The sequence below is a fragment of the Vibrio sp. 378 genome (genome assembly GCF_033339435.1).
This window is the reverse complement of sequence record NZ_JAWOUO010000011.1, coordinates 1-18,549: the sequence shown is the minus strand read 5'-3', so window position 1 is coordinate 18,549 and position 18,549 is coordinate 1. Positions and strand designations below refer to the sequence as shown.

At 44.4% G+C, this 18,549-nt stretch carries 15 protein-coding genes, 1 rRNA gene and 1 other annotated feature; of the genes, 8 read left to right on the top strand and 8 right to left on the bottom strand.

Going from position 1 to position 18,549, the window contains the following annotated elements; translation table 11 throughout:
• Positions 1-78: 78 nt before the first annotated feature.
• Positions 79-1,155 carry a 3-deoxy-7-phosphoheptulonate synthase gene (locus R7Q48_RS18300; RefSeq protein ID WP_005381904.1) on the top strand — a complete coding sequence of 359 codons (1,077 nt, stop codon included), beginning with the start codon at positions 79-81 and terminating at the stop codon, positions 1,153-1,155.
• A gap of 21 nt (positions 1,156-1,176) precedes the next feature.
• The gene (tyrA, locus tag R7Q48_RS18295) at positions 1,177-2,304 is read left to right on the top strand and encodes a bifunctional chorismate mutase/prephenate dehydrogenase (protein ID WP_005381901.1); all 1,128 of its coding nucleotides are present in this window, start codon (positions 1,177-1,179) and stop codon (positions 2,302-2,304) included.
• A gap of 77 nt (positions 2,305-2,381) precedes the next feature.
• Here tyrA and R7Q48_RS18290 read toward each other — a convergent pair whose 3' ends face one another.
• From R7Q48_RS18290 to ettA, 3 genes are all read right to left on the bottom strand, one after another.
• Positions 2,382-3,383 (bottom strand): M23 family metallopeptidase, encoded by a 1,002-nt coding sequence (locus R7Q48_RS18290; protein ID WP_005381900.1) that lies wholly within the window; start codon positions 3,381-3,383, stop codon positions 2,382-2,384.
• A 39-nt stretch (positions 3,384-3,422) separates the two neighbouring features.
• Complete coding sequence (locus R7Q48_RS18285) at positions 3,423-3,782, bottom strand: PilZ domain-containing protein (protein ID WP_031781006.1); 360 nt, start codon at positions 3,780-3,782, stop codon at positions 3,423-3,425.
• 230 nt (positions 3,783-4,012) lie between these two features.
• Positions 4,013-5,680 carry an energy-dependent translational throttle protein EttA gene (ettA, locus tag R7Q48_RS18280; protein ID WP_005381894.1) on the bottom strand — a complete coding sequence of 556 codons (1,668 nt, stop codon included), beginning with the start codon at positions 5,678-5,680 and terminating at the stop codon, positions 4,013-4,015.
• Positions 5,681-6,044: 364 nt separating this feature from the next.
• On the opposite strand from ettA, the gene sltY reads away from it, so the two are divergent.
• Positions 6,045-7,991 carry a murein transglycosylase gene (gene sltY / locus R7Q48_RS18275; protein WP_411912876.1) on the top strand — a complete coding sequence of 649 codons (1,947 nt, stop codon included), beginning with the start codon at positions 6,045-6,047 and terminating at the stop codon, positions 7,989-7,991.
• Between the two features lie 13 nt (positions 7,992-8,004).
• On the top strand, positions 8,005-8,313 hold the full coding sequence (gene trpR / locus R7Q48_RS18270) for a trp operon repressor (protein ID WP_005381892.1): 309 nt from the start codon (positions 8,005-8,007) through the stop codon (positions 8,311-8,313).
• A 111-nt stretch (positions 8,314-8,424) separates the two neighbouring features.
• Here trpR and yjjX read toward each other — a convergent pair whose 3' ends face one another.
• From yjjX to bamD, 5 genes are all read right to left on the bottom strand, one after another.
• Positions 8,425-8,958: an inosine/xanthosine triphosphatase gene (gene yjjX / locus R7Q48_RS18265; RefSeq protein WP_005385931.1), complete on the bottom strand. Its 534-nt coding sequence runs from the start codon at positions 8,956-8,958 to the stop codon at positions 8,425-8,427.
• A 24-nt stretch (positions 8,959-8,982) separates the two neighbouring features.
• Entirely contained in the window at positions 8,983-10,161 is a 1,179-nt protein-coding gene (pheA, locus tag R7Q48_RS18260; RefSeq protein WP_017636154.1) for a prephenate dehydratase, read from the bottom strand.
• 12 nt (positions 10,162-10,173) lie between these two features.
• Positions 10,174-10,295 (bottom strand) — a sequence feature (Phe leader region).
• A 108-nt stretch (positions 10,296-10,403) separates the two neighbouring features.
• Positions 10,404-10,730: a ribosome hibernation-promoting factor, HPF/YfiA family gene (gene hpf, locus R7Q48_RS18255; protein WP_005381889.1), complete on the bottom strand. Its 327-nt coding sequence runs from the start codon at positions 10,728-10,730 to the stop codon at positions 10,404-10,406.
• Between the two features lie 325 nt (positions 10,731-11,055).
• Positions 11,056-12,537: a lytic transglycosylase F gene (locus R7Q48_RS18250; RefSeq protein WP_309474001.1), complete on the bottom strand. Its 1,482-nt coding sequence runs from the start codon at positions 12,535-12,537 to the stop codon at positions 11,056-11,058.
• A 148-nt stretch (positions 12,538-12,685) separates the two neighbouring features.
• Positions 12,686-13,414, bottom strand: coding sequence for an outer membrane protein assembly factor BamD (bamD, locus tag R7Q48_RS18245; RefSeq protein WP_005381876.1), 729 nt, complete (start codon positions 13,412-13,414; stop codon positions 12,686-12,688).
• Positions 13,415-13,550: 136 nt separating this feature from the next.
• Between bamD and rluD the strand changes: the two genes are divergently transcribed.
• The 4 genes from rluD to R7Q48_RS18225 form a co-directional block, all read left to right on the top strand.
• Positions 13,551-14,528 carry a 23S rRNA pseudouridine(1911/1915/1917) synthase RluD gene (rluD, locus tag R7Q48_RS18240; protein WP_206958067.1) on the top strand — a complete coding sequence of 326 codons (978 nt, stop codon included), beginning with the start codon at positions 13,551-13,553 and terminating at the stop codon, positions 14,526-14,528.
• 1 nt (position 14,529) lies between these two features.
• The gene (gene pgeF, locus R7Q48_RS18235; protein WP_262656539.1) at positions 14,530-15,258 is read left to right on the top strand and encodes a peptidoglycan editing factor PgeF; all 729 of its coding nucleotides are present in this window, start codon (positions 14,530-14,532) and stop codon (positions 15,256-15,258) included.
• 144 nt (positions 15,259-15,402) lie between these two features.
• The gene (gene clpB / locus R7Q48_RS18230; RefSeq protein ID WP_005381873.1) at positions 15,403-17,976 is read left to right on the top strand and encodes an ATP-dependent chaperone ClpB; all 2,574 of its coding nucleotides are present in this window, start codon (positions 15,403-15,405) and stop codon (positions 17,974-17,976) included.
• Positions 17,977-18,482: 506 nt separating this feature from the next.
• Positions 18,483-18,549: ribosomal RNA gene (locus tag R7Q48_RS18225) — 16S ribosomal RNA — on the top strand; the annotation flags it as partial.

Genomic DNA, 18,549 nt, shown 5'->3' with positions numbered 1-18,549 from the left:
CTGTTATCTTGTCGTTAAAGCTTAGTTGTCTCACCAAGGGTTTGGTTGGGTGTAAAAATAAATATACAGGTTAGAGTTATGCAGAAAAGTGAGTTGAGCAATATTAATATTATCGAAGAACAGGTTCTTATTACTCCGGAGGAACTAAAAACCAAGCTTCCTTTGAGTGAAAAAGCACGTCGCTTTATTCAAGAGTCTCGTCAAACTATCGCTAATATTATTCACAAGAAGGATCACCGCCTGCTTGTTGTATGCGGTCCATGTTCTATCCACGACGTAGAAGCGGCGAAGGATTACGCAAAGCGACTTAAAGCACTCTCTGAACAACTAAGTGACCAACTGTATATTGTTATGCGTGTTTACTTTGAGAAGCCGCGCACCACGGTCGGCTGGAAAGGCCTGATCAATGACCCACACCTAGACGGCAGTTTCGATATTGAACACGGTCTGCATGTTGGACGCGAACTTCTGGTGGAGTTGGCAGAGATGGAAATCCCGCTCGCGACTGAGGCTCTAGACCCAATTAGCCCACAATACTTGGCGGATACTTTTAGCTGGGCAGCCATCGGTGCTCGTACGACGGAGTCACAAACTCACCGTGAAATGGCAAGCGGCCTGTCTATGCCAATCGGTTTTAAGAATGGCACCGATGGCAGTTTGGCAACCGCAATTAACGCGATGCAAGCTGCGTCCTCTAGCCACCGTTTTATGGGAATTAACCGTGAGGGACAAGTCGCACTGTTGACCACCCAGGGCAATGCTAATGGACATGTGATCTTACGTGGCGGCAAGCAAACTAACTACGATTCGGTATCAGTCACTGAGTGTGAGCAAGAGATGGCGAAATCTGGTCTTGATGCTTCATTAATGGTGGATTGCAGTCACGCCAACTCACGTAAAGATTACCGTCGCCAGCCATTAGTCGCGGAGGATGTGATTCATCAAATCCGTGAAGGCAATAAATCTATTATCGGTCTTATGATTGAAAGCCATATCAATGAAGGAAATCAATCTTCTGACTTAGCTCTTGAAGAGATGAAATACGGTGTATCTATCACTGACGCATGTATCAATTGGGATTCAACTGAGGCACTATTACGTCATGCACATGAAGAGCTAGTGCCTTTCTTAGAAAATCGTCTAAAGGCTAATTAATACAGGATTTAAGGAACATCAATGGCAGTTGAACTTAACGCATTACGCGATCAGATTGATGCAGTCGACAAGCAAATGTTGGAGCTATTGGCTCAGCGTTTAGCGCTCGTAGAGAAAGTTGGGGAAGTAAAAAGCGAACATGGTTTGCCAATTTATGCTCCAGACCGCGAAGCGGCGATGTTAGCTTCTCGTCGCGCTGAAGCTGAAAAAATGGGAATTCCTCCACAGCTTATTGAAGATATTCTGCGTCGAACAATGCGTGAGTCTTATGCCAGCGAGAAAGATTCCGGTTTTAAGTGTTTGAACCCTGATTTACGCTCAGTTGTTATTATTGGTGGTAATGGTCAATTGGGTGGCCTGTTTGGGCGTATGTTCAAATTGTCGGGCTACCAGGTCAAAGTTCTCGGCAGTAAAGACTGGGATCATGCGGATGAGATTCTAGACAATGCGGGTTTAGTCGTGGTCACGGTGCCGATTCATCTAACGGAAGGGGTGATCGAAAAACTGGGGAACTTGCCGCAAGACTGCATTCTGTGTGACCTGACTTCTATCAAGTCGAAGCCTCTGCAAGCAATGTTGAATGTGCACCAAGGTCCTGTGGTTGGTTTGCACCCAATGTTTGGCCCAGATGTTCCGAGCCTTGCCAAGCAGGTTATTGTGTACTGTGATGGCCGTGGTCACGAGCATTACCAATGGCTATTGCAACAGTTTGGGATTTGGGGCGCAAGCTTGTGCCAAATCGATGCACAAGAGCACGATCATGGCATGACGTTGATTCAGGCGCTGCGCCACTTCACGTCGTTTGCTTACGGTATGCACCTTAGCAAAGAGAATCCGAACATCGATCAGTTGTTGAAGTTAAGCTCGCCAATCTACCGCCTTGAATTGGCGATGGTGGGACGACTGTTTGGTCAGGATCCGAACTTGTACGGTGATATCATTTTCTCTTCTCAAGAGAATATCGATATGATCAAGCGATTCCATCAGCGTTTAGGTGATGCGGTAGCGATTCTGGATAGCAGAGACAAAGCGCGATTCATCGAAAGCTTTAAGCAGGTGAGTGATTGGTTTGGTACTTATTCTCAACAATTTATGAATGAGAGCCAAAACTTACTCAAACAGGCGAATGATAATATTCATCGCGGCTAATCACGGGTCATTTAGCCGTGCAGAGTCCGAAACAAAAAGAGCAGCGTAAGCTGCTCTTTTTCGTGTTGATGGACAAATCAGTTCGTCGCAGTATTACTCGTATCTTCACTTGATACTGTGTTGATACTGGTATCGCGATAGGGTGAATTGGTTAAATTGACTTGTAGACGTACAACGTTATCAATCAATTGAACCAAAGGTCCCCATTTCACTTTTTTCTCTTTTTCAAAGACGTCATTGAAGTTTTCTGGCGTCCACTCCATTAAGTATTGAGGGTTGAGTGCTCGTCCGAGGAAGCGTACTTCATAGTGCAAGTGTGGCCCTGTGGAGTTGCCAGAGTTACCGCATTGAGCAATGATGTCGCCTTTACTAACAAACTGACCGCTTTTCACTTTGAAGCGTTGTAGATGAGCAAAGGAGCTCATAAAGCCAAATGAGTGACGAATGGTGACATAGTTACCATAACCACGATTGCTCGGGCGAACGGTTTCCACCACACCGTCAGCCGGTGCCAGGATCTCTTCTCCTCTTTTACAAGTCAGATCGATACCAGTATGAACATGCCTCTTACCTGAAATCGGATTAATACGACTGCCGTAAGAAGAAGAAATACGTTGGTATGTGACTGGACTGTCATTTGGTATCAAACGGAACATCGTCGCTCGAACAGCAGAATCGATAGCGGCTGCGTCAATTCGCTCCTCTAACCCCATGCTGTTCTCATCGATCATCAACTCTTCGTCTGCGAGACCTAAAACCGATTCAACGTCGAATACCCGTTTGCCCAATAGCTGAATTTGATTGTTTTTGTCCGTCAAAGACTGGGAAAGCGAATGATTGGTATCAAGCTGTTCTTCGTAAAGAGCCGTCACTTCGGCCTTTTCACTTTCCAGTTTGGCGATGATTTGTGTTAGTTCGTCTTTATTGTGCATCTGCTGCTGATTAAGGTACCACGCGCCACCAACGACGGCGGGTAATGCCAATACTGAAGCAAATACTGCTAGGACCGAACTGCGGCCCAAATAGAACTGCTGATCGCCGTCTTTCGTCGGGATCTGCATGATGATTTTTTTAGACATAGTTATTGTTACTTAAATAGGCGTTCATTTATTTTTCTCCTAAAAACCAGAGAGGTGCTCTAACTCTCGATTCAGAAGGTCGTTATTGCCTACATTCAATTCTATAAATCGTTTTAGTTGGCTAATGCTTTCGATGTCTACCTTAGCGATCTTCAACCTAATCTCACACTTAGAGACATTCACAATTTGCGCTTTTAACGTAATCACTTGTTCGGATTGATCAAATGAAAAAGTCACATGGACTGGAAGGGTTGGATCCAAAGCCTCAGTCTCTTCCACTTTCATGAGTAAACCATGCAAGGAAAGATCTTGAATCCTAGCTTCAATTGCCAAGTCACGTTGTTCTATCTTAGCTGGAGCTTGATGGAGAATACGTGAAAAGCGTCGTCTCTCTGTCATATGAATATTCTCGTCAGGTCGTCAAACAGAATTGAATAGTATATCAATACGAACAAAAAGTGTTCGATTGTTGTTTGAAAAGTGTCGAGGTCGCTACAGAGTGACGTAAGTGCAATGTCATGTTCTTAACGAACGAGACGGGCTAATGAGCTCTTTTTATAACAAAGAAAACAAAGGCCGCTATGATAGCGGCCTTTGTACAAATTACAATCAAACTTTGTGGGTTGCGATTACTTCGCAATACGCTTGTATTTGATACGGTGTGGTTCTGCGGCTTCAGGACCCAATGTTTTCTTCAACCAATCCATGTACTCTGTGTAGTTACCTTCGTAGAAGTTAACTTGGCCTTCGTCACGGTAGTCAATGATGTGGGTCGCGATACGGTCAAGGAACCAACGGTCGTGCGAGATAACCATTGCACAACCAGGGAACTCTAGTAATGCTTCTTCTAGAGCACGCAGTGTTTCAACGTCAAGGTCGTTGGTTGGTTCGTCGAGTAGCAACACGTTGCCGCCCGCTTTAAGCAGCTTCGCAAGGTGGACACGGTTACGCTCACCACCCGATAGTTCACCAATAATCTTTTGTTGGTCACTGCCTTTAAAGTTAAAGCGTGAACAGTATGCGCGAGCTGGGATTTCGAAGTTGTTGATCTTAATGATATCAGCACCTTCAGAGATCTCTTGGAATACGGTTTTAGAATCGTCCATGCTGTCACGGAACTGATCGACCGATGCCAGTTTTACTGTATCGCCCATCTCAATTGTGCCCGAGTCTGGTTGTTCAGTACCACTTAACATCTTGAATAGCGTCGATTTACCTGCGCCGTTAGCACCGATGATACCAACAATCGCACCTTTAGGGATGCTGAATGACAGGTCATCAATCAGAACACGACCGTCAAATGACTTGGTCAGGTTCTTCACTTCAATAACCTTATCACCTAGACGCTCACCTGGTGGGATAAACAGTTCATTGGTTTCATTACGTTTTTGGTGATCAGAGCTTTGCAGTTCTTCAAAGCGAGCCATACGTGCTTTTGACTTCGCTTGACGACCTTTAGGGTTTTTACGTACCCACTCAAGCTCTTTCTCGATAGTCTTTTGGCGAGCACTCTCTTGGGAGGCTTCTTGTTGTAGACGAGCGTCTTTTTGCTCCAGCCATGAGGTGTAGTTGCCTTCCCATGGGATACCTTCACCACGGTCCAGTTCTAAGATCCAGCCCGCAGCGTTATCTAGGAAGTAACGGTCGTGGGTGATGGCTACTACGGTACCTGTGTAATCCACTAAGAAGCGCTCTAGCCAAGCCACTGATTCTGCATCTAGGTGGTTGGTAGGTTCATCAAGCAGTAGCATGTCTGGCTTAGAAAGTAGCAAGCGACAAATAGCCACACGGCGGCGTTCACCACCTGATAGGTGCGCAATTTTTTGGTCCCATTCAGGTAAACGTAGTGCGTTTGCTGCACGCTCAAGCGCATTTTCTAGGTTGTGGCCATCTTTCGCTTGGATAAGGGCTTCTAGCTCGCCTTGCTCTTTTGCAAGTGCGTCGAAGTCTGCATCTGGTTCAGCGTATGCTGCGTAGACTGCGTCCAAACGTTTCAGAGCGTCAGCAACGTCAGCAACCGCTTCTTCAACAACTTCACGAACGGTTTTTGATTCGTCTAATACTGGTTCCTGAGGTAGGTAACCTACGTTTAGACCAGGTTGTGGACGCGCTTCACCGTCGATATCCGTGTCGATACCTGCCATGATACGTAGCAGTGTGGATTTACCTGCACCGTTCAGACCTAAAACACCGATTTTCGCACCAGGGAAGAAGCTCAGAGAGATGTCTTTAAGAATTTGACGCTTAGGTGGCACAATTTTGCTCACCCGCGACATGGTATATACGTATTCAGCCATTGCCGATCGTTCCTAAATTAACTGTCATTCAAACCCATCATTTTATACCAAGTGCTTTGTTTTTGTTACCGCATTGCAAGAATTTCCCTAACGAATGGATTTCTTATTTTGAGCTGACCGGAAACTTACACGGTTAGGGTATACACTTTTGTTATTCGTTAAGAATGACGAAATGTTTTCTATGCGAGTTAGAAACGCTTTGTCTCCATCGTCTTAAAAGTTTGACGAGTACAATTTTTAATACACTAAGTTGCTTTACATGGACATCTGCATTCTGTGTAAATAGATGCATGTGTGAAAATTGCCTTAACATCACATGAACTCTAACAAAACTAGGCTTTAGGGCAGTATATGTCTGGGGAAAATGACACAAATGAGATTCAACGTATCTGAATTGGCTAAAAACGTATGCTGCGCCGCCGCGTTGTGTGCTATGAGTTTGAGTGCTAATGCCGCGCTGAGTTTGGAAAAGCAGCGCGAAGTATATGAGCAAGCTCAAGATTTATTAGATAAAAATGACATCGACGGATACCTTTCGATTCGTCCTAAAATTTCTGACTATCCACTAACGCCTTATGTGGATTACCGCACTTTTATTAGACAGTTACCGGAAAAGTCACCACAACAGGTGAACGAGTTTATTTCTGAGCACGAGTCTTTTCCATTTTCTCGTCGAGTTCGCGCTCCATACCTCAATCATCTTTATAAGCAAAAAGATTGGAAAACCATTACTGAGTTTCAAAAAGTCATTCCTAGTGGTGAGCGTTACCAATGTATTTTCTACGTCGCTCAATTAAAGCAAGGCAAGAAAGTCGCGGCGTTTAAAGGGGCTGAACATATGTGGTTACGTGGCATCAGCATTGCTGATGAGTGTGACCCATTATTTGCGGCATGGGACAAGGCGGGTGAGCGTACCGATGAACTGATTCTACAGCGTATGTTACTGGCGTTTGATGCTCGTAATGGCGGTTTGATGAGTTACTTGCTCAAACTGCCTAAATCAGCGCAGGCAAAGCAACAAGCCAAAGAAATGAAAGCGTTGTTTGATAATCCTTCAAGCGTTGCGGAATTCGCGAAGAAAAAACCTGCGAATGATTTTAATCGAGCGCAAAGTGAATATGCGTTAGAAAAGTTGGCTCGTATGAACACTAGCCAAGCACAAGGTGCGTACGATGCTGTCATTAAAGGACAGAAGTTTTCTCCAGAAAAAGCGCAAGAACTTGCCGACTATATTGCATTTCGATTGACTCGTACGGAGTCTGAGTCATTAGCTAAATGGCGCGATGATAAAACGAAAACCAGTCAGTACTTACCGTTGATTGAAACGCGCATCCGCTTAGCGATTCAAAATGCAGATTGGAAAGGCGTACAAGAGTGGATTGCTGTTCTAAATAAAGAAGAACAAGCCACGCTACGCTGGCAATATTGGCTTGGAAGAAGTGAAATAGCGTTAGGTGATGACATCGCGGGGAAACAGCGTTTAGCAACTCTGCTTGGGCAACGAAACTTCTACAGTGTGGCTGCCGCCAATGCAATCGGACAATCAATCAAATACCCAACGCATACGGTTAAGTTGGATAAGAAAGTTGTTCAACCCTATCAAGACTCGCTAGCTCGTATCGAAGAGTTGATCGCGACGGATAAAATCGCAGCAGCGAAGAGTGAATGGGCACACTTACTGCGCCGCGTAGGAAAAGATGAAAAGGCGATGTTGGCGGCTTATGCATCATTTAAACGTTGGCATAACTTAACGGTGACCGCGAGTATTCAAGCGCAGATGTGGGATAACATCGAACTTAGGTTCCCAATAGCACACCGCTGGTGGTTTAACTTTTATGCGAAAAAGCACAACATTGATCCCGTCACGATGATGTCTCTCGCTCGACAGGAAAGTGCGTTAGATGTTGAAGCCCGCTCTCCAGTTGGCGCTCGTGGTCTTATGCAGATCATGCCTGCAACGGCGAAGTACACGGCACGTAAATATAAGTTGAGTTATCAAGGTACGCAGGATCTCTACAATGTAGGAAAAAATATCGAGATTGGTAGCCATTATTTGCAAGGTTTATTAGAGGATTACGATAATAATCGTATTTTTGCTCTTGCTGCTTATAATGCAGGTCCTAACAGAGTAAAAACGTGGCGAGAGCGTACCCAAGGAAAAGTGGATGCTTATGCCTTTATTGAGGCAATTCCATTTAAAGAGACGCGCGGTTATGTACAAAACATCTTGATGTTTGAAACATACTATCGTGATCTTTTGGGTATCGATGGCGCGTTCTTGAATCAACATGAGATCAATACCAAGTATTGAGTGAGGTAACTTGATGTCGCACGAACCCGAGTATAAAGACTGGCAACAGATTATTGAGCTAATTCGAACAAGTATGGGCACCCAGCAAGATGACATGCTGTTAACTATGCTGATGTCACGTGATGAGAGAGAGTCATTAATATCACGCGTTAATATAATTAACGAACTTCTTAAAGGAGAATTATCTCAACGTCAGATCAGTCAGATGCTTGGTGTGGGCATTGCCACCATTACTCGTGGCTCTAACGAACTAAAGTCGAAATCTGATGAAGAAAAAGACAAGTTGAAAGTCTTGTTAGAACAAGTTGCGGTATCTAAGTAGACAGTATATCCAAACTGCTTTTAGGCCTTGGTGTTACAAGTGACTAAGATAACGTATTACAAAGGGCGGAAATATCCGCCCTTTTTGCGTATCTAGAGACTAGGCTGAGTGTTATAAATTTGAAGGAAAATGCTCAGGGTTTGTGAATGGAATTAAAGCCAGAATCAAGGCTTGGTGATAGACCGAGCTTCGAGTTAGCTGGTTTTGGGTTAGCAGGCTAATAGCGCCACCTTTCTGTTTGATATTATCAGTACCAAACACTTCGTCCATTACATCTCCCAACTCATTCGCATCCTTGAGTTTTTCCAAGACTTTTGGCGGCAACATTAAGCTTGCAGAACGAGATTCACCGCGGTGAGTCTCTGACTCAACCACCATCCAAGCAAACGTCACGTTTGCTTCAATTCCCGCTTCGAGACCGACATAGTAATCCGCGTTTGGCATCTCTACTTTTGCGTTTTTAACGCGGTTTAGCGCACCACGATGAGTTTCTTCATTCGTCATGGGCTGATCTGCGACCTCACTCGGTACACTGATGCCAACGAAGTTGAACTCTTGATACGGAAATGCATTACGAAATGCACTTTGAACTGCATTAATTTTGGCTGGGTTTAGCGATGCGATTACGACTTTTTGGGTTGCCATGATCTTTTTACTCACTGGTGTCTATTAACTCAATTTTACTTGCGTAGGCTTTACGTTCTCACTCGGGTAACAGCCTAATACTTTCAAGTGTTTAGTGATTTTTGTTAGCTCTTCAAGTGCCTGTTGCATTTCTGTCGAAGCAAGATGTGATGTCAAGTCTACGTAGAACATCTCTTCCCACGGGTTCCCCATAATTGGGCGTGATTCTAGCTTGGTCATATTGATGCCGTAACGTTGCAGCACTAATAGTGTTTCAACCAATGAACCTGCCTCTTGGGAGGTCGACATGATCAATGTGGTTTTTGCTGGAATCTGAGTAGAAACTTCAACCGGTTTACGAGCAACCACGATAAAGCGAGTATGGTTTTCGGTTTGGTTTGCGATGTTGCCTTGAATTGCTTGCAAGCCATATAGCTTACCGCTTGATGCATTACCAATTGCAGCCACATCATCACGATCCATCTCTTGGACTTTCTGCATTGCATCTGCTGTGCTCGCGCAGGACTCCAGCTTTACCCCTTTCATACGGCTTAAAAACTCACTGCACTGTTGGTGTGGCTGAGGGTGAGAATACAGCGTTTTAATATCTTCCAGACGAATGTCTTTTTTCGCAACCAAGCAGTGTTCGATTGGTTGAGTTAGCTCTCCAACGATGTAAAGCGTCGTGTGTTGTAGTAAGTCATACACTTCATTAATAGAGCCTGAGCTGGTGTTTTCGATTGGCAGAACGCCATAATCAGCATGGCCAGATTCAACCGTTTGAGTCACTTCTTTAAAGTGCTCGCAGTTGAGCTCGATAAGCTCCGTATTTTTACGACTGAAGTATTCGCGACTTGCCAAGTGCGAATAAGAGCCTTTGGCTCCTAAAAAAGCGACGCGAGCAAGTGGCTTACGGCTTTGCTGTGGGTTAACGAGATTTTGCAGATAACTTTGTTGAAGCAGAACTGAGTCTTCAATGATGGTATGGAAAAGTTTGGTGATGTACTGCGCGTCAAGTTCGTATTTATCTTGGCCATTAGAAATCAGCTTGACCAATAATTGCTGTTCACGGACGGCGTCGCGAACAGGCTTTGAGGTTTGTACTTTGCTTTTGGCTACTTCAATGCTGAGTTTACGGCGCTCAGACAATAAGCTGAGAAGTTGGTCATCCAACTCATTCAAGCGTAAACGAATTTCTTCGAGGGAAATAGGTTGGTCAGTCATCAATTCTTTCCTTATAAAAAAGCCTCCCGATTTGGGAGGCTTTCTGTTTGTTTTTGACTTTTCTTTCACAAACGAGTTCGCCCCTCCAACTATGGGAGGAAAAAGAAGTCAAAAATAAACAGTGAGGTTAAATGCATAAATAGTGCTTAATTTATGAGTGTTTAAACACAATAAGCAAGGCTGGGGAGAGCGTCAAGCAAAAAAATAGCGCCTTTCGGCGCTATTTCCTCAATCTGTTCAGTTTACTCTTCTTCTTCCACTAGCTCAGGCTTACTTGCACGTCGAGCTTCAGGTTTGTGGGTCAGCTTGTTCAATTGTCGTTCTAGTTTTTGCTCCACTTCGTTGATAGCTGCGTAAAGATCTTCGTGAGTTGCTGAGGCAATGAGCTGGCCTTTAGGAACTTTGATAACCGCTTCGAATTTCTTCTGTTTGTTTGGTTCCTCACTGAAAGTTGCTTGGCAACCAATTAGGTCTACTTGCCATTTCTCCAGTTTTTTAAATTTGCTCTCAATATGAGCTCGGATTGCAGAGGTGATTTCGATGTTTTTGCCAGTGATATTCATTGTCATAAGTGTTTTTCCTCTGTTGCATCCCTCATGGGTTGAGTTCAGATTACCGCTTTAAGTATAAAAAAATGTGATTCAGATCATTATTTTGCTCGGGTTTTTTATGATGAAAAATGAATGTGATCTCACTCAAGAACTTCTGAGATTTATCGTGAAATTGCTTGTTATCGGTTAGTAAATCCGTAGATTGGATAGAGTACTCAGCTGAAAACGGCCTCGTTTTTAGGGAAGTTTTACGGCCTAATATTTGAGGTGGTTAAAATTTAACTACACGTAAGGTGTGATGACGATCACTGAGTCTTTCCAATGAATCCATTTAAAAAGCCGCTTACTGTACAAGCGGCTTTTTACTGTCTGGCATTTGGCTGACTTTTCGTAGCGGTATCATGAAAATGGGGTCTTTTGGGGCTAGTGAAACCCTTTCTAGACTTTTGACTTGGTCCAAACTTTCTAGTTGTTTGTATATTATGTAGTAGCGATTAATGCTTGTGACGTACCCAACCGTTGAGCTTAAACTTTTCCGCATAACGACTTCCACGTTATTAAACCAAACATTAGGATCGTAACCTTGTTGGGCTGCACGCTTACGAATACGCTCTACATTGCCGGGGCCCGCATTGTAAGCCGCCAATGTAAAGTAGAGTTTATTTTGTGCAGTAATATCAGGATCACTGAAGTACTGCTTACGCAAAAAAGCTAAGTATTTCACTCCAGCATGAATGTTGTTTTCTAATTGTCGAACATTTTTGATATTGATATTCGGATCTTGAGCAGTGCTAGGTAGGACTTGCATTATGCCAACGGCACCTCGACTTCCAACTAGGTCGTTATTAAATCCTGATTCCTTGTAAGCGATTGCAGCGATCAGTAAATAGTCGATATCGTATTTCTCACCATAGCGTGAAAATAGCGCCGCGAGTTTTTCTAGTTGAGCAATTTTCTTAGGGTTAAGAGCTCTGTTCAACCATCCCGTATTATCGATGTATTTACCGTAAATAACGTTACCGAGTAGTGTCCCAGAGCGAGACTTCTGGATGAACTTATTCACGACGGCTTTTAATTTGGGACTATTTTCTCGCATTGCCCAAGCAATTTTGCCATTTTTGCGGATAGGGATTTTTTTGTGAACCCGAATATCATCCATCACTTTCAGCCAAAGCTTGGCTTTATGGCTATCGAGAACAATGGCTTTGACGTAACCATTGTTGAGCATTCCGACCAGCTCATAATCTTGAAGTGTTTCTTCAATAAAGTGCACGATAACAGGCGGTAAGCCTTTTTTGTTTAGTTTCTTATTTAGTGTCTGAATGCTTTCAAAGTAGCTAGAACTGGCGCGCACCCAAATCTCTTTGCCGCTCAGTTGTTCGATTTTCGTCATCGTTGGTGTGCTTTTGTTTGTCACTACCCACTCTTGAATACCAGTGAGGATGGGTGAACTGAACTCCACTTTCTGTTTGCGCGTGTCGGTAATAGTCAGGTTGGCGACAACTAAGTCACCTGAACCGTTTTCTAAGGCTGGCAGTAGCTGGTCGCGGGCAACAGGAATAATTTGTACGTTAAGCTTTGGTTTGAGTTTACGAAGGTCTTTTTCGAAATGCGCCAGCAATTCCGCGCCTATGCCTTTTGGTGTGCCGCCCTCAATGTAGTAAAAGCCTAAATCAGCAGAAACTAAGACGCGCAGTACATTCTTCTCCTTGATGACATCGAGGTCTCCGGTATAAGGAGGCTGTTTGAGCGGCGAGATTTGCAGTGCGCAAACGGAAGCAGACAATAGGAGCAGCATAACTGCGCAAAGCTTAGATATCGTCACGTTCACATCCTTTTTATAAAGGGGGGAGGAGAACTTTAAGCATATGTGGAGCTAGGAAGATCATCAAGAAAGGGCTGAATACACTATTGAGAGTAATAAAAAACCGCCACGGTAAAAACGGTGGCGGTTCAGTTTAAAGCAAGTTCAATTACTTCACAGGGTTGAGCTCGATAAGCTTTTCAGTTCTTGCTACGGCGTCTTCCAAACCAAGTTGCTTGTAGGCCTCTAACTGGATAGTCAGTGACTTACGTGCAGCTTCTGTGTCTGGATACGCTTTTTGTAGCTCTTGGCTACGATTAATAGCAGCGACCCAAGCTTCACGGCGAAGGTAGAAGTCAGCAGTCGCTAAATCATAGTTCGCTAGACGGTTTTTCAGCGCGACCATACGTTTTTGTGAATCTTCTGCATATGGGCTATTCGGGTAGCGTTGAAGCAGTTTTTTGAAGTCATCAAACGCTTTTTTTACCGGTTCAGGATCGCGATCGCTTCGATCTACGCTGAATAAATCATGCATAAAGTTACGATCTTGCGCCATGTGGCTTAGACCTCGCATGTACAGCACCCAATCCATCTTTTCATGGGTTGGGTTTAAACGCATAAAGCGAGAAATGGTTGCCAAGCCCAAAGCAAGGTCGTCGTTTTTGTAGTACGCATAGATTAGGTCAAGCTGCACCTGTTCTGAGTAGGCACCGAATGGGTAACGTGAGTCTAATGCTTCCAGTTTCTCAATTGCAGAAAGCCAATTACCACTTTGAAGAGAAATCTGTGCGTCTGCATACAGTTCCGAAGGCGGCACATCAGGAACGATTTCTTCTTTGCTTGCACATCCAAACAGAAGGGATACCGCTAAAAGGCCTGTTAAAGTCTGACGTTTCATATCAGGAGTCTGTTCCTTGAATCTAAATATTTCTTAAGCTGCCGTTACTTTCTTTCCAGTAACAGATACAATGACGTAATAGTCTATTTTTTCACAGTCGTGAGCATTAGTCTCACAGTTTTTAAAAAAGTTCGATATGGCTCAGCAGATTGTATTAACAAATACCGTAAAAGATAGCCAGTTAGGTCAACGTTTAGACCAAGCTATCGCCGAATTATTCGCGGACTTCTCTCGCTCGCGCCTAAAAGAGTGGCTGCTTGATGGGAAAGTTCAAGTTGATGGTGAAGTTGTCACTAAACCTCGTACCAAAGTAATGGGTGGCGAGGAAATTACATTGCAAGCCGAGTTAGAAGATGAAGAACGCTGGGAAGCGCAAGATATCCCGCTAGATATCGTCTATGAAGATGAAGATATTATCGTTATCAACAAACCTCGTGACTTTGTGGTTCATCCGGGCGCTGGTACGCCTGATGGCACTGTACTTAATGCGTTGTTGCATCATTACCCTGATATTGCAGAAGTACCTCGTGCAGGTATCGTGCACCGTTTGGATAAAGACACCACGGGTTTGATGGTGGTGGCGAAAACCGTTCCTGCACAAACTCGTCTGGTTCGCGCACTGCAAAAACGTAATATTACTCGTGAGTACGAAGCGATCGCTATTGGTCGTATGACTGCGGGCGGTAAAGTGGATCAACCTATTGGTCGTCACTCTACTAAGCGCACGCTTATGGCGGTGGCACCAATGGGCAAACCAGCCGTAACGCACTACCGTGTTGCTGAACGCTTCCGCGAACACACGCGTATTCGCTTGCGTCTAGAAACGGGTCGTACGCACCAGATTCGTGTGCACATGTCTTACCTTCAGCATCCGTTGCTCGGTGATATTGCATATGGTGGACGTGCTCGCATCCCGACAGGTGCGTCTGAAGAGCTAACGGCAATGATCCGGGGTTTCGATCGCCAAGCATTGCACGCAGTAATGCTGCGCTTTGAGCACCCAATTACGAGCGAAGTTCTTGAGTTTCATGCTCCAGTGCCTGATGACATGGTGGTGATGACTGAAGCGCTTCGTCAAGATACAGAAGAGCACGGCTTACCGGAAGAATTCTAATATGAAGACGATCATTCCGAATTGGCCAGCGCCTAAAAATGTCAAAGCTTTCGCCTCAACACGCATAGGCGGATTTTCGACAGGCCCTTACCAAGGGCTAAATTTAGGTACTCACGTTGGGGATGATTTGTCTTTAGTAGAGAAGAACCGAGCTTGGTTGGCGCAACAGGCAAGCATGCCAAATGCGCCAATCTGGTTAAACCAAACGCATTCAACCGTTGTGGCTCAAGCAAATGAACCAACAACACAGGTGCTTGATGCGGATGGTGTATTTACTTCTTCAAGCCATGTTGTTTGTTCAGCGATGACCGCCGATTGTTTACCTTTATTATTGACTAATACACAAGGTACGCAAGTAGCCGCAGTTCACGCAGGTTGGCGCGGCTTAGCAAATGGCATTGTCGAAAATGCGTTAGCGTTGTTTTCTGGTGAAGTGATAGCGTGGCTTGGCCCCGCCATTGGCCCTCAAGCCTTCGAAGTGGGTGAAGATGTTCTGCAAGCTTTTGTTGATTTTGATTCACAGGCGAATCAAGCATTTGCTCCACGCGATATCGACAGTAAATGGTTTGCTGACATGTCGGTGCTGGCAACGCAACGTCTAAACCGGGCTGGTGTGACACAAGTGTTTGATTCTGGACTTTGTACTTACCAAGATAAAGCCTCTTTTTACTCTTATCGCCGTGATGGTAAGACTGGTCGACAAGCAACCTTTATTTGGATCGAAGACTAGCTATAAGCACCAAAGTGCTAAGATGCATACTACTATTTTTGCAAAGCTATCTTTATTCATTCACTCCCTTGAAATTCCCCTCCTGAGTATCCATCTTTCTAACTGTCAAAAGAATTTCCTTTAGTTGAGGTTAGGAAGGTAGATATGCGTCTTGATCGATTCACAAGTAAGTTTCAAATCGCTATCTCTGATGCTCAATCACTAGCGTTAGGGCGCGATCATCAATATATCGAGCCAGTTCACCTCATGGTGGCTTTGCTTGATCAAAATGGCAGTCCAATTCGTCCATTGCTTACTATGCTGGATGTGGACGTAACGCATTTACGCTCTAAATTGAGTGAAATGTTAGATCGATTACCAAAAGTCAGTGGCATCGGTGGGGATGTTCAGCTCTCTAGCTCGATGGGCACATTGTTTAACCTGTGTGACAAAGTGGCGCAAAAGCGTCAAGACTCCTATATCTCGTCTGAAGTCTTCCTGCTTGCCGCTTTAGAAGATCGCGGACCACTGGGGCAATTACTCAAAGAGATCGGCTTAACAGAGCAAAAAGTCAGCCAGGCAATCGAAAAGATCAGAGGTGGTCAAAAGGTCAATGACCCGAATGCGGAAGAGCTTCGCCAAGCATTGGAAAAGTTCACCATAGACCTTACCGAACGTGCAGAGCAAGGTAAATTGGATCCGGTTATCGGCCGTGATGATGAAATCCGTCGTACTATCCAGGTATTGCAGCGTCGTACTAAAAACAACCCTGTGATTATCGGTGAACCAGGCGTAGGTAAGACAGCAATTGTTGAAGGCTTAGCGCAGCGCATAGTTAACAATGAAGTACCTGAAGGTCTGCGTGGTCGCCGTGTGCTATCACTGGATATGGGCGCACTGGTTGCTGGCGCGAAATACCGTGGGGAATTTGAAGAGCGTTTAAAATCAGTATTGAATGAACTTGCTAAAGAAGAAGGCAACGTCATCCTCTTCATTGATGAACTACACACTATGGTCGGTGCTGGTAAAGGTGAAGGCTCAATGGATGCGGGCAACATGCTAAAACCGGCATTAGCTCGTGGTGAGCTGCACTGTGTTGGCGCAACAACATTGGATGAATATCGTCAGTACATCGAAAAAGATGCAGCATTAGAACGTCGTTTCCAAAAAGTGCTGGTGGATGAGCCGACCGTTGAGGATACCGTGGCGATTTTACGTGGCTTGAAGGAGCGTTATGAGCTTCATCATCACGTCGAAATTACTGACCCAGCGATTGTTGCTGCGGCGAGCTTGTCACATCGCTATGTCTCCGACCGTCAGTTGCCGGATAAAGCGATCGACTTAATCGACGAAGCGGCTTCAAGCATTCGTTTACAAATTGACTCTAAGCCAGAGTCCTTGGATAAGCTTGAGCGTAAAATTATCCAACTCAAAATTGAGCAACAAGCACTAAGTAACGAGCACGATGAAGCGAGTGAAAAGCGTTTGAAAGCGCTTAATGAAGAACTCAATGAAAAAGAACGTGAGTACGCTGAACTAGAAGAGGTTTGGAATACAGAAAAAGCAGCTCTTTCTGGTACTCAACATATTAAGTCTGAGCTTGAACAAGCTCGTATGGACATGGAGTTTGCTCGCCGAGCTGGTGATCTAAACCGCATGTCGGAGCTTCAATATGGTCGTATTCCTGAACTTGAGAAGCAGTTAGATCTTGCAACCCAAGCTGAAATGCAGGAAATGACGCTATTGCGTAATAAAGTAACCGACAACGAGATTGCAGAAGTACTTTCTAAGCAAACCGGTATTCCGGTATCCAAGATGCTAGAAGCGGAAAAAGAGAAACTACTTCGCATGGAAGACGTGCTGCATAATCGTGTGGTAGGTCAAAGCGAAGCGGTCTCTGTTGTATCGAATGCCATTCGTCGTAGTCGAGCTGGGCTTTCTGATCCAAACCGACCAATTGGCTCCTTCTTATTCTTAGGTCCAACTGGTGTGGGTAAAACAGAGCTTTGTAAGACACTTGCGAGCTTTATGTTCGACAGTGAAGATGCGATGGTCCGTATCGATATGTCTGAGTTCATGGAGAAACACTCAGTGGCAAGGTTGGTTGGTGCACCTCCAGGCTATGTCGGGTATGAAGAGGGTGGTTACTTAACTGAAGCGGTTCGTCGCAAGCCGTATTCGGTAATTTTGTTAGACGAAGTAGAGAAAGCGCATCCGGATGTATTTAACATTCTGCTGCAAGTTCTCGATGATGGGCGTTTAACGGATGGTCAAGGTCGTACTGTTGACTTCCGTAATACGGTTGTGATCATGACATCTAACTTGGGTTCATCTCGTATCCAAGAGAATTTCGCAACATTAGACTATCAAGGTATCAAGAGTGAAGTGATGGATGTGGTTAGCAAACACTTCCGCCCAGAGTTCTTGAACCGTGTTGACGAAATCGTGGTGTTCCATCCACTTGGTCAAGAACACATTAAGTCCATTGCTTCTATTCAATTGGAACGTTTGGCGAAACGACTAGAGGAAAAAGGCTATCAACTAGAAGTTTCCGACAAAGCACTCGATTTGATCGCTCAAGTTGGTTTCGATCCTGTGTATGGTGCGCGTCCTTTAAAACGTGCAATTCAGCAGAATGTCGAGAACCCGTTAGCCAAATCAATTCTGTCTGGTGAAATCGTTCCAGACAAGACAGTGCAGCTAATTGTTACTAATGACCAAATTTGTGCTCATCAATAATTGTATGGATACAGTAAAATTGAGATAAAAATCACACTAAAGGGGCCGTTTGGCCCCTTTTCTATAGTTTTTTAGAGTCTTTTGTCTGTTTTCTATACGAACAAACTAAAAAGGTGAGTTTTTTTAAAAAATGCACTTGTGTTCTTTAATGAACTCCCTATAATGCGCCTCCGTTGTCACGGGAAAGCAAGTGAAGCGGAACCTAAACAACTACGGTTAGTGAGTTAAAATTAACTCGCAGATAAATAACTTAAAAAAGTGTTTGACACGATAAGTTATCTAGTTAAAATAGCCGTCCACTTTGAAGAGAACTTCGAAGTGTGCTCTTTAAAAATATAGACCTATCAATCTGTGTGGGCACTCGTTGATGATAATCCAATTAGAAGCTTAGGCTTCAAATTAGGTTTCAATGATACGAAGTGACCATTGAATCTTCGGATTCAGCACAGTCAATTCAAACATTACTTTATGTAATGTTCAGTATTCATTGAGCCGAACAAAATCTTAAATTGAAGAGTTTGATCATGGCTCAGATTGAACGCTGGCGGCAGGCCTAACACATGCAAGTCGAGC

What these genes read in the sequence shown, in the direction of transcription:
- yjjX (WP_005385931.1), bottom strand. Translation starts at nt 8,958, where the DNA reads ATGGCAACCCAAAAAGTCGTAATCGCATCGCTAAACCCAGCCAAAATT.
- ettA (WP_005381894.1), bottom strand. Translation starts at nt 5,680, where the DNA reads ATGGCTGAATACGTATATACCATGTCGCGGGTGAGCAAAATTGTGCCA.
- trpR (WP_005381892.1), top strand. Translation starts at nt 8,005, where the DNA reads ATGTCGCACGAACCCGAGTATAAAGACTGGCAACAGATTATTGAGCTA.
- pheA (WP_017636154.1), bottom strand. Translation starts at nt 10,161, where the DNA reads ATGACTGACCAACCTATTTCCCTCGAAGAAATTCGTTTACGCTTGAAT.
- bamD (WP_005381876.1), bottom strand. Translation starts at nt 13,414, where the DNA reads ATGAAACGTCAGACTTTAACAGGCCTTTTAGCGGTATCCCTTCTGTTT.
- R7Q48_RS18285 (WP_031781006.1), bottom strand. Translation starts at nt 3,782, where the DNA reads ATGACAGAGAGACGACGCTTTTCACGTATTCTCCATCAAGCTCCAGCT.
- clpB (WP_005381873.1), top strand. Translation starts at nt 15,403, where the DNA reads ATGCGTCTTGATCGATTCACAAGTAAGTTTCAAATCGCTATCTCTGAT.
- sltY (WP_411912876.1), top strand. Translation starts at nt 6,045, where the DNA reads ATGACACAAATGAGATTCAACGTATCTGAATTGGCTAAAAACGTATGC.
- hpf (WP_005381889.1), bottom strand. Translation starts at nt 10,730, where the DNA reads ATGACAATGAATATCACTGGCAAAAACATCGAAATCACCTCTGCAATC.
- rluD (WP_206958067.1), top strand. Translation starts at nt 13,551, where the DNA reads ATGGCTCAGCAGATTGTATTAACAAATACCGTAAAAGATAGCCAGTTA.
- R7Q48_RS18300 (WP_005381904.1), top strand. Translation starts at nt 79, where the DNA reads ATGCAGAAAAGTGAGTTGAGCAATATTAATATTATCGAAGAACAGGTT.
- tyrA (WP_005381901.1), top strand. Translation starts at nt 1,177, where the DNA reads ATGGCAGTTGAACTTAACGCATTACGCGATCAGATTGATGCAGTCGAC.
- R7Q48_RS18290 (WP_005381900.1), bottom strand. Translation starts at nt 3,383, where the DNA reads ATGTCTAAAAAAATCATCATGCAGATCCCGACGAAAGACGGCGATCAG.
- pgeF (WP_262656539.1), top strand. Translation starts at nt 14,530, where the DNA reads ATGAAGACGATCATTCCGAATTGGCCAGCGCCTAAAAATGTCAAAGCT.